Source organism: Moorena sp. SIO1G6 (genome assembly GCF_010672795.1).
GTDB classification, from domain to species: domain Bacteria; phylum Cyanobacteriota; class Cyanobacteriia; order Cyanobacteriales; family Coleofasciculaceae; genus Moorena; species Moorena producens.
The window spans coordinates 1-14,010 of sequence record NZ_JAAHFZ010000093.1; the positions used below are offsets into that span (position 1 = coordinate 1).

15 protein-coding genes, 1 tRNA gene and 1 pseudogene are annotated in these 14,010 nt (G+C 44.9%); 9 read left to right on the top strand and 8 right to left on the bottom strand.

Going from position 1 to position 14,010, the window contains the following annotated elements; genetic code table 11:
* Positions 1 to 395 precede the first annotated feature (395 nt).
* Positions 396 to 1,013: a vWA domain-containing protein gene (locus F6K63_RS34720; RefSeq protein WP_008184037.1), complete on the top strand. Its 618-nt coding sequence runs from the start codon at positions 396 to 398 to the stop codon at positions 1,011 to 1,013.
* A 370-nt stretch (positions 1,014 to 1,383) separates the two neighbouring features.
* Positions 1,384 to 1,674, top strand: a complete 291-nt coding sequence (locus tag F6K63_RS34725) for a cupin domain-containing protein (RefSeq protein WP_287314648.1) — start codon at positions 1,384 to 1,386, stop codon at positions 1,672 to 1,674.
* A 408-nt stretch (positions 1,675 to 2,082) separates the two neighbouring features.
* Here the strand turns inward: F6K63_RS34725 and ccmS are convergent, their stop codons facing one another.
* Complete coding sequence (gene ccmS, locus F6K63_RS34730; RefSeq protein ID WP_008184040.1) at positions 2,083 to 2,511, bottom strand: beta-carboxysome assembly chaperone CcmS; 429 nt, start codon at positions 2,509 to 2,511, stop codon at positions 2,083 to 2,085.
* Between the two features lie 236 nt (positions 2,512 to 2,747).
* Here ccmS and F6K63_RS34735 point away from each other — a divergent pair, with 236 nt between their 5' ends.
* Positions 2,748 to 3,569: an inositol monophosphatase family protein gene (locus F6K63_RS34735; protein WP_287314662.1), complete on the top strand. Its 822-nt coding sequence runs from the start codon at positions 2,748 to 2,750 to the stop codon at positions 3,567 to 3,569.
* Positions 3,570 to 3,935: 366 nt separating this feature from the next.
* Here the strand turns inward: F6K63_RS34735 and F6K63_RS34740 are convergent, their stop codons facing one another.
* From F6K63_RS34740 to F6K63_RS34755, 4 genes are all read right to left on the bottom strand, one after another.
* Positions 3,936 to 4,838 carry a ChaN family lipoprotein gene (locus tag F6K63_RS34740; protein WP_287314650.1) on the bottom strand — a complete coding sequence of 301 codons (903 nt, stop codon included), beginning with the start codon at positions 4,836 to 4,838 and terminating at the stop codon, positions 3,936 to 3,938.
* A gap of 60 nt (positions 4,839 to 4,898) precedes the next feature.
* Positions 4,899 to 5,948 carry a YheT family hydrolase gene (locus F6K63_RS34745; protein ID WP_287314651.1) on the bottom strand — a complete coding sequence of 350 codons (1,050 nt, stop codon included), beginning with the start codon at positions 5,946 to 5,948 and terminating at the stop codon, positions 4,899 to 4,901.
* Positions 5,949 to 6,034: 86 nt separating this feature from the next.
* A complete protein-coding gene (locus F6K63_RS34750; protein ID WP_287314653.1) occupies positions 6,035 to 6,952 on the bottom strand; it encodes a PfkB family carbohydrate kinase in 918 nt (305 codons plus the stop codon).
* A gap of 13 nt (positions 6,953 to 6,965) precedes the next feature.
* On the bottom strand, positions 6,966 to 7,352 hold the full coding sequence (locus tag F6K63_RS34755) for a DUF4359 domain-containing protein (RefSeq protein WP_287314655.1): 387 nt from the start codon (positions 7,350 to 7,352) through the stop codon (positions 6,966 to 6,968).
* Positions 7,353 to 7,590: 238 nt separating this feature from the next.
* On the opposite strand from F6K63_RS34755, the gene F6K63_RS34760 reads away from it, so the two are divergent.
* A tRNA-His gene (locus tag F6K63_RS34760) sits at positions 7,591 to 7,663 on the top strand.
* A 10-nt stretch (positions 7,664 to 7,673) separates the two neighbouring features.
* Complete coding sequence (locus F6K63_RS34765; protein ID WP_287314657.1) at positions 7,674 to 7,958, top strand: hypothetical protein; 285 nt, start codon at positions 7,674 to 7,676, stop codon at positions 7,956 to 7,958.
* Here the strand turns inward: F6K63_RS34765 and F6K63_RS34770 are convergent.
* The gene (locus F6K63_RS34770; RefSeq protein ID WP_287298230.1) at positions 7,955 to 8,251 is read right to left on the bottom strand and encodes a YkvA family protein; all 297 of its coding nucleotides are present in this window, start codon (positions 8,249 to 8,251) and stop codon (positions 7,955 to 7,957) included. The two genes, F6K63_RS34765 and F6K63_RS34770, sit on opposite strands and share 4 nt — an antisense overlap.
* 769 nt (positions 8,252 to 9,020) lie before the next feature.
* On the opposite strand from F6K63_RS34770, the gene F6K63_RS34775 reads away from it, so the two are divergent.
* The 3 genes and pseudogenes from F6K63_RS34775 to F6K63_RS34785 all read left to right on the top strand — a co-directional run bounded on the left by F6K63_RS34775 (position 9,021) and on the right by F6K63_RS34785 (position 10,493).
* Positions 9,021 to 9,659 carry a MotA/TolQ/ExbB proton channel family protein gene (locus tag F6K63_RS34775; RefSeq protein ID WP_008184062.1) on the top strand — a complete coding sequence of 213 codons (639 nt, stop codon included), beginning with the start codon at positions 9,021 to 9,023 and terminating at the stop codon, positions 9,657 to 9,659.
* Between the two features lie 15 nt (positions 9,660 to 9,674).
* A pseudogene (locus F6K63_RS34780) lies at positions 9,675 to 10,199 on the top strand (ExbD/TolR family protein); the annotation flags it as partial.
* Between the two features lie 108 nt (positions 10,200 to 10,307).
* The gene (locus F6K63_RS34785; protein WP_287314660.1) at positions 10,308 to 10,493 is read left to right on the top strand and encodes a hypothetical protein; all 186 of its coding nucleotides are present in this window, start codon (positions 10,308 to 10,310) and stop codon (positions 10,491 to 10,493) included.
* A 71-nt stretch (positions 10,494 to 10,564) separates the two neighbouring features.
* Here F6K63_RS34785 and F6K63_RS34790 read toward each other — a convergent pair whose 3' ends face one another.
* Together F6K63_RS34790 and F6K63_RS34795 are read right to left on the bottom strand one after the other, a co-directional pair.
* A complete protein-coding gene (locus F6K63_RS34790; RefSeq protein ID WP_008184067.1) occupies positions 10,565 to 12,400 on the bottom strand; it encodes an aspartate kinase in 1,836 nt (611 codons plus the stop codon).
* Positions 12,401 to 12,916: 516 nt separating this feature from the next.
* Positions 12,917 to 13,489 (bottom strand): Uma2 family endonuclease, encoded by a 573-nt coding sequence (locus F6K63_RS34795; protein ID WP_287263817.1) that lies wholly within the window; start codon positions 13,487 to 13,489, stop codon positions 12,917 to 12,919.
* 216 nt (positions 13,490 to 13,705) lie between these two features.
* Here F6K63_RS34795 and F6K63_RS34800 point away from each other — a divergent pair, with 216 nt between their 5' ends.
* Entirely contained in the window at positions 13,706 to 13,867 is a 162-nt protein-coding gene (locus tag F6K63_RS34800; protein WP_287263815.1) for a hypothetical protein, read from the top strand.
* Positions 13,868 to 14,010 lie beyond the last annotated feature (143 nt).

The following is a 14,010-nucleotide window of genomic DNA, read 5'->3' on the forward strand; positions in this document are numbered from 1 at the left end:
ACCTATAGCTATATAAAACCTAAGTACTCTGACATCTAGGAGTACTCACTAGCAGTAATCCATTGATTAAGGTACTTTCGTCCTAGGTTTTAGGGAGTAGGGAGTAGAGAGTAGGGAAAAAATGCTTGAGTTCTCATTACTAACAGAAACGCTATTAATTTTTTTTAAACTGTGTTAAGAAACTTCAAGTTGCTCAAACCGTTGCTGTTCCCTATTCCGAGACCCAAAGTTTCCAACTCTTAACAGTCCACTTTACTTGTCTGGGACTCCTTAGCTATAGAAAAAGCTATAGAAAAATAACATTTTCAACCAGACTCTCCCAACTCCTGATTGGATCTGATCAGGATTTCTGGGAAAACTTAGAATAAGATGCTAATGGAGATCAGAGGATAACTGTGTCTCAAGACCTATTGCAAAACCGAGACTACACCATAATTCTGGCAAGAAATGCCTCTAAAAATTTTGGAACCCTGCCTGGACTGGACAAGCAATGGTTGCTAGCTCAGGAGTCTATTATCGCCTTGGCAAAGAAATGTGAGGAACTTGATCCAGATGGACTCACTATTTATATTGCATCTACTCCCTATCAAAAATATGACAACACCACTAGTCAGGCATTAGTTGACCTGTTTGAGCAGCCCTATGGTTCAGACAGCATCAATGTGGTTGAGCCGCTCAAAGTTGCACTTGATGACCACTTTAGCCGTAAATCCCGCCAGCAGACAAAAGCAAACGGTGATATTATTATCGTCATCCTGGATAGTGAACCAAAGCCACCCATGGCTGTAGTCAAATTGCTAGTGGCAGCAACTAATAAGATGGATTCTCAGGAAGAACTGGGTGTGATGTTTGCCCAAGTGGGGGAAGACCCCATTACTCGTGGTTTTCTAACTGCCTTAGATGATGATTTACATGCTGCGGGAGCTAAGTTAGATATTGCCGACACTAAGCTTTTGTCAGCTATGGAGGAAAGTCAGATTACCAAGTTTTTGCTCGATGCCCTATATGATTAGGATGTAAGCTATCAGCGGTCAGCCGTCAGCCGTCAGCCTTGAGCTTTCAGCTTATTTTATTCAAAAGCACCTCCAGTAGCCTGGCCACAGGCCCAAAGCTGATAGCTGATAGCTGATAGCTGACCAGCTTATGGGTATTAGCTGATAGCTTTGATGAAAATGAATGCTTACCAATGAACACGGTTAAGTTGCAAAAACTATAGCATTTCCCAATAAGTTTAAACAAGGAATACCATTTGTTTTTTTATCAAAAATACCTATATACTTGACTTGATTAAATCTTGCCTCTTGCCTCTTGCCTCTTGCCTCTTGCCTCTTGCCTCTTGCCTTTCCCTAAGGATTCTGTTCACAACTCAAATAAAAACGCTATATGTCTACACCGACCAATATCAATAAAATTCTGATTGAACGTCCTAGTCAAGACCATCTTGATAACTTGGGTGTCTCAAATTGGCCAATTTGGACAAAGGAAGTCTCGGAATTTCCCTGGACTTACGATGAACAGGAAATTTGTTACTTACTAGAAGGTGAAGTAGTTGTCACGCCAGATGGTGGTGAACCAGTTCAAATTGCCAAAGGAGATTTGGTCACTTTCCCAGCTGGAATGTCTTGCACCTGGAAGATTATTTCTAATGTTAGAAAACACTATCAATTTGGCTAGAATTTTGGCGTTGCTGAATTAAGGAATGAATGCGCGATTATCTGGTGAAAGTTAAAGCCCCCTAAATCCCCCAAGCGAGCAATCCCTCGCTTGGGGGACTTTAAGAGTTTTGTTCCCCCCAAGCGAGCAATCCCTCGCTTGGGGGGCTAGGGCGTGTTTTCAAAGTTTTCCGCAAGATTATGATCCCCCCCAGCCCCCCTTAAAAAAGGGGGGAGCCATACTCAAAGTCCCCCTTTTTTAAGGGGGATTTAGGGGGATCTCCGAGTTTGAAAACACACCCTAGGGGGGCAAAACCATACCCATAATCAGCAACGCCAGAATTTTGAGGGGCTTTGATCCAGGATTTTAGGGAGTAGGGGTAATAAAAACGAAGTGATTAACCGGAATTTATATCCCTACTCTATATGCCTACTTTATTGTTTCACTCATCTGCTTCTCTAATTCTTCTAATAATTGATCGACATCTTTCCCAACTTCTATAAAGCACTCCGGTGGTGAAAGTTCAGGTTCAAATTGAATCAGTTTCAACTGTCCATTACCAATACCAATAATTAGAACTTCTTGCTCAGGTTTATGAGCATCCACCACTCCCAAAATTTCCTGAATTTGGTTATTAACCTGACGATTTAGGGTTTCTATTGCTGCCCTAGGACAGTAAACAAAATGTGGCTTCGGTTTCATATCAAGTCCGAGGGTTTCATCAGTTTCTCCTTTTTCCAGAAATAGCCCCCAAGCCAGTGCAGCTAATTCTTTTTGATTGGCTTTAACAAACTTATCTAACTGATGTTGCCACTTGTTTATTGCTAAGTCTTGCCGATTACTACCGAATAAGTCCATATATTATTTATCAATTGGGTGAGGTACTTTCGTTATGGGTTTTAGTTAGCAGTTAGTAGGGAGCAGGGAAAAAATCCTGTGTACCTCATAACTATGGAAAACGCTATACTCACATCCCGATTGTCTAGAGCGACACAAACCAAAAACTAACCCAAGAAACTAAGGCAGATGGGTGGTTTTTACTAGACAGCTGCACCATGATATCATTTCCGGTACCGCGCACCACCGGACTTGATATGAATGATTTTTGGACAGATATTCTCAACTTTGCCAAAGACACCACAAACCGTGTCGGTAATCGGCACCTCCGGGACTTTGGTCAGGTACAAGGGTCCGAAAAAGCCGATGGTACGTTAGTGACCCAGGCGGACAGGTGGGCAGATCAAGAAATTAGAGATGCGATCGCATCTCATTTCCCCAGCCACGGCGTACTGAGTGAAGAAGCATCCCACCAATTTCCTGAGTCTGAATGGTGCTGGATTATTGACCCTCTTGATGGCACCACCAACTTTACTAGAGGAATTCCCCTGTGGGGGGTTTCCTTAGGCTTGTTGTATCAGGGAACTCCAGTGTTTGGTTACATTCATTTTGCTCCTGTCCAGCAATCTTTTCATGGTTTTTGGCTTGGGAAATCGGAGCTAAAAGGTGTCGAAAACGGTGCTTTTCTCAATGGACGCCCCATCCACAGCAGCCAGGATTCCCCTAGCCAAAACCACTTTTTCAACCTGTGCGCCCGTAGTACCTCAGTAATGAAGCAACCCTTCCCCTGCAAAATTCGGATGCTAGGGGTTGCCAGTTACAACTTTCTCGCCACTGCCAACGGTGTCACCTTAGGAGGAGTGGAAGCCACCCCGAAAATTTGGGATTTTGCTGGAGCTTGGGTGATTATTCACGCAGCTGGGGCAGTTTGGGTACCCCTAGATTCTCAGACAATTTTCCCCCTAGAAGTAGGCCAAGATTACGGTCAGCGGTCGTTTCCAACTCTAGTTGCAGCACGTCCGGAATTAGTGAGTGTGTTTAAGCCCTTGGTAGAGTTTCTTGGGAATAAGACAAGTTGAATGTAGAATGTAGAATTAAGAATGTAGAATTAAGAATGTAGAATTAAGAATGTAGAATGTAGAATGTAGAATTAAGAATGTAGAATTAAGAATGTAGAATGTATAAGGCCAAATGTAGAATGTAGAATTAAGAAGGCCAAATGTAGAATGTATAAGGCAGAATGTAGAATGTATAAGGCAGAATGTAGAATGTATAAGGCAGAATGTATAAGGCCAAATGTAGAATTATAAGTTCTAAATTCCCAATTCTAAATTCTAAATTCTAAATTCCCAATTCTACATTCTAAATTCTAAATTCTAAATTCTAAATTCCCAATTCTACATTCTAAATTCTAAATTCTACATTCTACATTCTACATTCTTAATTCAAAAGGGATGTTCCCATAAATAATCTGCGATCGCATTTTCTCCTGCCAGTTTCTCTGGCTGAGCACCCAACAAAACGGAAATTTGTTCCAACTGATGATTGAATCGTCGAGCAACCCGACTGGGTATACCGTAGCCATAGATAATATGACCTTGCCCAGCAATCACTACTACTTGATAATCTGGGTTAGATTGGGCAAACAAAGCAATCTTCTCTGCCATGGTTTCATCCCATAACACTTGGGCAGTGAAAAAATTGTCGAAGTTGCGACTATTGCTATGACCGGCGTGGTGATGTTGTTGGTAAAATCCTTGAATCAGGTTGCGGTAATCAGCATTATCTGTACGAATTTCCGATAGTGGGGGAATATGTTCTTGCTCAGCAGAGGTTAAACTCTCTAAACCCCTACGGGCTACTTTACGAGTGACCTCAGTGGGTGTATTTAAGGCTAACACAGGCAGTTGATTGGTTTTAGCAAACCGTACTAGGGGAGCATAATATTCCCAAGGAAAGCCCCAGCGTTGTTCATACTCACTTTGCTTAACCAACTCAGTTTCTGTGATTGCCCCGGCTAGGTATTGATCTAGGATATCTTGAGCTGGGCGCTGGAACATTTCCATTGCGATCGCAATTTTGGAATTTTCACGGGTTAGTGCTTGAATAATCGCTAACTGCGCCTCATGATCTTTTGTGCTATTGTGAGTTTCTCCTAAATAGATAACCCGGGCTTTTTTCCATTCCGGTAATACCTCCGGTAGGGATACTAAATTAACCGTTTCTATCTGTTGTTGCTGGCTAGTGGCCGTTGAACTATTATGTTGTTTATGTTGAGCAAAAACTGGGGTAGTACAGAGAAAGAAAATTCCTAGGGAATAAACAACGACTTTGGTAATTGTGCCCATATAAAAGTGATAATAGCTACTCAAAAATCCAACTGGTTATGTTTACTGGTCATGTTTAGCTTAACGTGATTCAGGATTGCCAGGAATTGATTTACTATCACAAAATTCCAAAAGCCGATTCAAAGCCCAAAATTCATCCACATCACCTTTGCCTGTACTAATGTGAGCCACATGACCCCCTTGGGGAGTTAAAATCAAGTTGGCATAGGGATTACTACTCGTGCGCTCTTCCAATTCTGGAATAATAGTAGGGTCAAAAATCGGGTCATCCGCAGCATAGATGATCAAATAGGGCAAAGCTAAGCTGTCCAACAGGTAAAGTCCACTAGTCTTCTGATAGTATTCATTAACGCTAGCAAACCCGTAGTAATCAATCACCATATAGTGGTCAAAGCTCCGCATTGAGTTAATGCACTCCACTACACCAGGTTTAACAGCCTCAGGAAAGTTTTCTAACCGTTGTTGAGCTATTTTCCTGAGTTTATGAGTGAACCTCTTTTCGATCAAACGTCCCATTGGGGTAGATAGCAAATAATCTATGGAGCGATTCGATTCCAGATTAGGAGCCAAAACTGCTCCAAACCTGACGAGAGAACAATTGTTTTCAACTGCGGCCTTAAGTCCCCACAATGCCAACTGTCCCCCCATGGAAAAGCCCACCAAACCGACAGGTTCTGGGCAACCCATCTTTACTAATTGCATGGCTAGCTGCAACTGATCTTCCCCTTCTCGCCAACCGTCAGAAGATGGGACTGGGGATAGTTGTGCACTGCGTCCGTTACTGCGCCAATCATAAATTAACACTGCCCAACCATTACTGTAGGCTTTACGAGCAAGGGTACGACTATACCAACCACTATCGACATCCCCTGTAAGGGCATAGTTAACAATCAGGGTCCCTTTGGCATTGTCAGGACAACTCCACAATCCGCGCAATGGTACCTGATCCGCACCAGTAAATATCTTTTCCTGCCAGGGAATCAGGGGCAAATGGGAAAGCCAAGGTACTTTTTCCCCCCACCAACTCCAGGTCGTGCCGTACCAGTAAGTGGTAGCAATACTTTGGAATAAGCCATTTCTTAGGTACCAGGGAGCTTGGTAGTCTTGCATCAGGTTTCCTGCCTATTTGTGATTAAAAATTGAAGTATAAGCCGTTCTAGTTACCTATTGCTGTGAGCAGACAAACCTTTGCTACTCTAATTTTCGATATCTTTTTCCATCCACCGACGAGTCCCAAAAAACTGACAGGAATTGGAAGCTACCTTTGCTGCTGCGGCTAGGGCATCAGTAAACTCTTTCTGTAGAATATAGTGACAGAAGGCACCGTGAAACACATCCCCAGCTCCCAAGGTATCTACTGCTTGAATCTGGGGTACGGGGACTTCACCGGACACTCCTAAGCTACGATACTGAATTGGTTTTTCTCCTTGGGTGATGGCAATGTGATTAATCCCAGCGTCTAGGAGATAAGCCATCACCTGTTCTTGGTCAGAGCACCCTGGTGGATAGAAATTTGCTGAGCAAATGGCGTAATCAACATAGGGCAAAATTGTTTCAAATCCTGGCTTCCAGCTACCGCCATCGATCACTACAGGGATATGATGAGTTTTGGCAAATTTTGCGATCGCATTACTAACCACCATCTGATGACCATCAATGAGCACCACATCCACCATCAAGTCTAAATCCTGAGGTATTTGTGTAGTGCTGGCTTGGATTTTAGTAGCATTAATCGAAATAACTGCGCGATCGCCTGTGGATTCCGTAACAATGATAGAAGATACTGGTGGCGGTTGGGGGTTAGCTGGATCAAGGTCAGCGATGATTACGCCATGACTGGTCAAATCGCTGCGAATTAGCTTAGTAATCGGGTTAATTCCCACCACACCTAAAATTTTAGATAGGTGCGCGCCTCCTAGGGCGAGTAAATCGCCCTTGGGTCGCACCTCTATATTTCCCAGATAGCTAAACGTTACTGCTGCATTCGTCGCTGGTCCCCCAGCCGCTACCGTATAGTCAGAGGCAGTTATTTTTTCATTGCTGCTTGGTAGCTTGGTGCTGAGGTATACCAGGTCTAAGGTAACCATCCCCACAAAAAGACCAGTGCTCGCCATCTAACAACTACCCTTAGTATGATTTTTCATCAGCCTTGTAAAGGTAGAATTGTTGACAGATCCCTACAGTTTCAAAAGAGTATGAAGGGATCAGCGTACTAACATCCAGGTCAGTGCGGTAAATACTAAAGAGCAGAAAATTTTCTCGCTTTGTGCTCTGGGCAACAACTTGCTTAATTTGAGGTCGCCCTGTATCCACCAGGATGGTACACTGACGGCGCAGGAAACTGCCTAGGGTTTCCGGTGCTTGGGGACAAACTTCTTCTTTTAGATACTTGCTCAGTTGCTCAACCGCATAATCTTCATAGGTAGCTTGTCCAGGATTGGTCACCACCATTGAGCCTCCCACCACCGCCAGCACCATCGTGCCAAAAGCGGTGACAACCTGTGAAATCTTCATCTGAATTTTTTAACGGTATATTGTATATTAAGATGGCTATTAAGCCTTCGAGTTCCAGATTAACTGCAAAATACTGGTAACGTCTTGCCTGTTTGATGGAAGTCCCTCAGGGCAAGACAATTGCAGCAATTGTCAGCAAACTTCAGAACTGACGGAATCAGCATAAACCCATCAAAATTTCATAGATTGTTGATAAACCCACAAATAAGATGCTATAATCAACAACGGTAAGATTATGGCGAGCGTAGCCAAGTGGTTAAGGCAGTGGATTGTGGTTCCACCACTCGCGGGTTCGAGTCCCGTCGTTCGCCCTAAAAGTCCGTGAAACGGGCATCTTGGCTGTTTCAACTTTCCGGCATCTTGGTAGAACGGGAATCCTGCTGTGGAATGGGCATCTTGCCCGTTTCAATTCCCAGGCGGGCATCTTGCCTGTTTCAACTTTCGGGCATCTTGGTGTGGAACGGGCATCCTGCCCGTATCCTCCCTCGGGCGGGCAGAATGCCCACTCTACTCCTATTCAGCGCGAAGATTCAGCAATGCCAAAAAAATGCAGAAGTAAATTCACATAATCACTTCTGCGTTAACCCTTTCAAGACCCTTGACTAGACACCAATAGAGTCTACATCCACAGTCTTGACTTCAGGGTCTTGAGTGTCATTGGCAATTTTTTCGCTTTGGCGGGTTTTGGCAAAGTCAATTAGCCACTGAGACAGCTCCGAAACCAGCAGGGTTATCACTGCGATATCATCAATTTGCCCAATGATGGGAATAAAGTCTGGGGAAATATCAATGGGGCTAAGAAAGTAAACTAGGGTCCCCAAGATGATCCACCACCGGTACTTGGAATGGCGGATAGTGTTGCGATACCAGTTGTAAAAAGATTGAATTGGATTGTTCATCAAATATTTGCGGCTGAATACCTCATCCCATAGCAAGTTACGTGGGTAAGAAAGCCACACCTCCAACTAATGGTTTAAGCGATGCAGCGCCGCCAAAGGGGGTTCCCCCCATGAGCGACTGCATCAAGAAAGGACTGGTTTTAAATGCTAATCAGCCGAGACCAGCCAAACTCGTTATCCCCAAGGGCCAGATAGGTGCGCGCCTCCAAGGCCGCGAGCAATCCCTCGCGGCCTTGGGTCGCACCTCTTTTTAAGATTTCTCCGGAGAGCGAAGCAACCGCACAAGCGGTTTTGCCTATAGACCGGACTGGGGAAATATCCGGCTCTGAGGTACCAAACAACAGCTCAATACTCTATAGCTACTATTTATAGTGCCAGATTCTTCCAGAAACCGACTATGGGGATAACCACCCGTTTGATTAGAGTTTTTACTAGAATTAGAAATTTTAGGACTTAGGTAGCTGAAACCAAAAATTGAGGCTTTCCCTAATATGGAACTTGGTTATGGTGATCAGACCTTAGCCCCATGGAAATGAAATTCTTCCCTATCTCCCCATCTCCCCATCTCCCCATCTCCCCATCTCCCCCCACACTCCCGACACTGCCTGGACTAGCTAAGACACTCTGTACCGGATGTGCTAAAGTCCAAGTGTAAATTTCCTGACCTAATCAGTTAACTCGTGGAGAATAGGATCAGTTTCTTGGTAAGTGGTTGAAAATCAATAGAAGATTGATAGACCACTGAGTTATTTGGAAGTAAGGGCAAGTCGTGGATATTGTCGAACTTATTGCAAAAGGTGGGATCGCCATGTGGCCTCTGTTGGCTCTATCGATCCTGACTATGGGTACAATCTTTGAACGGATTTGGTTTTGGGCAACTATAGCGTTGAGGGAAGGCATAATTGTTAATCGTGTTCTAGAGGCAGCAGCTGGTAGCTGGCATGTTGCTAGACAGATTGCCCTAGAGTCACGCCGACAACCCATCGGTAGATATTTGTATGCTCCTTTACGACTGAATAATCCTGACCCAGAAGTATTCCGGCTGGCTCTAGAGTCGGCTGCGGATGATGAATTAGCTGCTATGCGACGGGGGGACAAACTCCTGGAAGCTGTGATTGCTCTAGCACCATTGTTGGGATTACTCGGTACAGTGTTGGGCTTGATTAATTCATTGGGTTCCATTCGCATTAGTGACCTTGGAACAGCTTCCACCGATGGGGTGACTCAGGGGATTGGAGAATCACTGATTAGCACAGCTACAGGTTTGATTGTGGCGATTATCAGTCTGGCCTTCTATAGACTATTTCAGGCTTTTTGGTTTAACCAAGTTAAAGTGTTCCGCAAAGCCGGAAGCGAGTTGGAATTGCTTTATCGACAATATTGGTTACAACAAGAAGAAAGCTCTTAGTCCAAGGACATATCTATGAATAAAAAAAAGGATTCAGCTAGTTCCCCGATGGCAATCCGTCCTCTAAGACTGCGAATGGATAGCTCGCCGGAAGAGGTTCGGGTTGAGATTGTTCCCCTGATTGATGTGATTTTTTGTATTCTGACCTTTTTCATTTTGGCAGCTGTTACCTTATCTCGCCAGCAAGCCCTGAGCGTGGATTTGCCTAAGGCAAGTACTGCTAAGGCTCAAGGACGGCAAATCTTAATGGTTAGCCTTAATGAGTTTGGTCAACTCTACGTTGAACAAGAGCCAGTGGTAACTCAAGAGCAGTTCAAAAAGAAACTGCAAGCATATCGTCAAACTAATCCTTATGGGTTGATGGCGCTTTATGCTTCCAAGGAGGCCAGTTACAACGAGGTCGTTCAGGTATTGGATGTGCTACGACAAGTGGGAGGCGATCGCGTAGCCCTAGCTACTCTACCGGGATCCTCAGGTCAATCCATTGACTTTATTCCTTCCCTACCATCGGGAACAGGTGTCCCTAAGTTTAACTCCCCTGGAAAAAACTCTTCTGATCCTCTTAATGACATATTAAAGTTCTTACCTGGATCTACCAATAATAAATAAGGTTTTTGAGAAGTCTGGGAAGTGTGGGGAGATGGGGAGATGGGGGGATGGGGAGATGGGGAGATGGGGAGTCAGATCAGCAACGGTTGTGTCCCCCCCTTGTTAAGGGGGGTTAGGGGGGATCCCTATTTTCCACGAGGCTTTCAAGGTACTGACACAGGTGACCCACACAGAAATCACACCACTCGCGCTTTGGATCAAGACTATGTCTTTAACTATACCTAATTATCGAACACTACTTCTCCCCACACCTCCCACACTTCCCCCTCTCCCCACACTCTTCTGGTTCTAGATTCCTAAGCTGGAACCTCAATTTTTTGGCTTCCAGCAAGACCAAAGGCTTTATGAATAGCTTGCAATGCTCGCACTCCTTGGTCTTGGGCAACAACACAGCTAATCTTAATTTCTGAGGTGGCAATCATTTGAATATTGATTTGTTCCGAACCTAGGGCGGCAAACATCTGTGCTGCGATCCCTGGTTGTCCAACCATGCCAGCACCGACAATACTTACTTTGGCAATATCGGCATCCAGGAGAATTTCGCTACACCCAATCACTGGTGCCATCTGTTGTAGGGCTTTCTGAGCCATTTCTGCTTCGGCTTGAGGTACTGTGAAGGCAAGATCCCTGGTGGCAATTCCATTAATGATTCGACAGCGTTGGGACTGGATAATCATATCAATACTAATATTGTGCTCTGCCAAGGTTCCAAATATCTTGGCTGCCATGCCTGGACGATCGGGAATTTGGCGAATGGCTAGACGGGCTTGGTTGATGTCTAGGGCTACACCTCGAACCGGGGGATGGGTGATCTCCCTTGAGTGGTCACTATTTCCTGCTTCAGGGGGAATGGGTAGATGAATGGGGGTATTGTTGATATCGAAACAGTTACACAAGGCCGCGATCGCGCGATCGCATTCGACAGCATCAATCACACAGCTGACTTTGATTTCGGAGGTGGAAATCATCTCAATGTTGACACCAGCATCGGCTAAAGCCTGGAACATCTGAGCTGCAACCCCAGGACGTCCAATCATCCCTGCCCCAGTGATCGAGACTTTAGCAATATCCCTACCGACCATCACTTCTGCTTCTTGGGTATCGGGGGTGGTTTGGCGACGCAGGGCGGGAGCAATGGCTTCGGCTACTGCTTCAGCTCGATTGATAATAGCGGTATTGACGGTAAAGGCAATATCATTAGTATTCTGTTCGTGAATTGACTGGATAATCAAATCCACATCTAGGTCTTGAACTGCAATTTCACCAAACAACCGTGCTGCTACACCAGGGGAATCGGGCACTCGTAATAGGGCTATTTTTGCCTGGTCGGTGTCATATTCTACGGTATTGACTGGTCGAGCAATTTCTAATCCCTCTAAGGAACGGGGGGGAGAGCTTGGGGAAATTACTCTAGTGCCAGGCTCATCGCTCCAGCTGGATAGGACTACTAAGGTTAAGCCATAGTTGCGAGCAATTTCTACGGCACGGGGATGGAGGACTTTTGCCCCTAAGCTAGCTAATTCCAGCATTTCATCAGCGGTAATTTCCGGCATCAGTTGAGCATCCGGTACGATCCGGGGGTCAGTGGTTAATATCCCCGGTACATCGGTATAAATTTCACACCGAGATGCCCCCAGTGATGCGGCTAGGGCTACGGCTGAGGTATCAGAGCCACCCCGACCTAGGGTAGTGATTTCTAATTCATCAGTGCTGGTGATGCCCTGGAAACCAGCAACGACTACAACTTTCCCCTCGTTTAAACACCGCTCCAACCGCTGGGTTTCGATTTGCAGAATCCTAGCGCTACTGTGTTTAGCTTCTGTTACAATACCTACTTGAGCGCCAGTTAGGGAAATAGCCGGTTGCCCTAATTCCTGTAGAGCCATGGATAATAGAGCAATTGACACTTGCTCACCGGTGGATAGCAGCATATCCATTTCCCGACGACACGGATTAGGGGAGATGGCTTTCGCTAGTTGTACCAAACCATCGGTAGTCTTACCCATAGCCGAGACCACCACTACCACGGAATTGTTTTGTTGGACTGTTTTGAGAATTCGCTGGGCAACGGCTTGTATGCGTTCCACAGAGCCCACCGAGGTACCACCGTATTTTTGGACAACTAGCGACATAAGCTTATTCCACTATTTATTTCTTTGTTTGACTCCCGTTTCCAGGATTGAGTTAATCGTAATGTAAGCTATCAGCTATCAGCTATCAGCTATCAGTTTAAGCGCTACGCGCACGCTACGCGAACAGTTATCAGCTTATGCGCTACTTGAGGTGCTACTTGAGGTGCTTTCAGCTAAAGGCTGACGGCTGATGGCTGACGGCTGACCACTGACGGCTGACCGCTTACTGCTGACTGCTTACATCGTAATTCCCTGGATACGCTAACAGAATCGTCAATAATTGTCAACAAAAAAAATTTTTTCAGTCTCTTGTTTTTAGGGAAGCAATCAGCTTTCAGCAATCAGCTTTTGGCTCTGGGTTGTCAATTCATCGATTGCCGAAAAAGGCAAGAGGCAAGAGGCAAAATGCAAAAGAAATCCGGAGTTTTATTGGACAGAAAAAAAAAGACCATACAGCTTTAAAGCCAGATATCTGAGCTGACTACTGACCGCTGACCGCTGACTGCTTATAAACCTTCACCAAATTAACTCAAGATACAGCACAAAACCAGGCAAAACCTCTTCTCCCGATAAACTACTGGGAGACTCTAACACTTCAACGTCTTTACTTGGTCGATAAATTTCCACTTGTCGGTCTTTACGATTAATCAACCAACCTAGACGAGTGCCATTGTCTCGGTATTCTTCCATTTTTTTTCGAATTGCTGTCAAGCTATCACTGGGAGAACGTAATTCAATCACAAAGTCAGGGCATAGAGGTAGAAATTTCTCTTGCTGTTGAGGAGTTAAACTATTCCAGCTTTGTAATGGTATCCAAGATGCATCGGGGGAACGGTCGGCACCATTGGGGAGTTTAAAACCAGTGGAGGAATCGAAAGCAATGCCAGTTCCATCGGAATCACTCCAGTTAAACAACTGTTGGTTTAATCTACCATTGCGATTTCCTGTGCTGCCGCCAGTGGGTGACATAATAATTAAATCTCCATTAGCATTGCGTTCAAATTTAAAATCGTCGTTGTCTTGACAAAGCTGGAAAAATTGCTCGTCGGTAAGGTTAATTGATTGGAGATCAAGGGTTAAGGTAGTCATGATTGTTTAGGGAAGGGAGTAGGGAGTAGGGAGTAGGGAGTAGAGAGTTGGGAGTAGGGAGTTGGGAGTAGAAACCTAAGTGTATTTTATAAAAATAACTAACGCTATAGAATTGTTTTAGCGATCGCGTTTTTGATTCCCAGTGATCAATAACTATTCCGATGTTGCCCTAAAAAACTGACTACTAATAGAAAAGCTATAGCTGTTTTTCCCCTAATGAGGTACACAGGATTTTTTCGCTCTTGCCTCTTGCCTCTTGCCTCTTGCCTTCCCCTCCTGGGAGGGGTTAGGGGTGGGTGCCTCTTGCCTCTTGCCTTCCCCTCCTGGGAGGGGTTAGGGGTGGGTGCCTCTTGCCTTGCGCGTAGCGCATTACCATAGTTTGGTCAAAAAATACAGAACCAACGGCTGGGTTTTTTAGCAAGTTTCAACGATACCTTAGCGATAGGCGTTAAATTTGAGTAGGAAATACCACCACTATGTCTAAAACTATGACCTCTGCTGTTGTGCATAATACTCCTCCT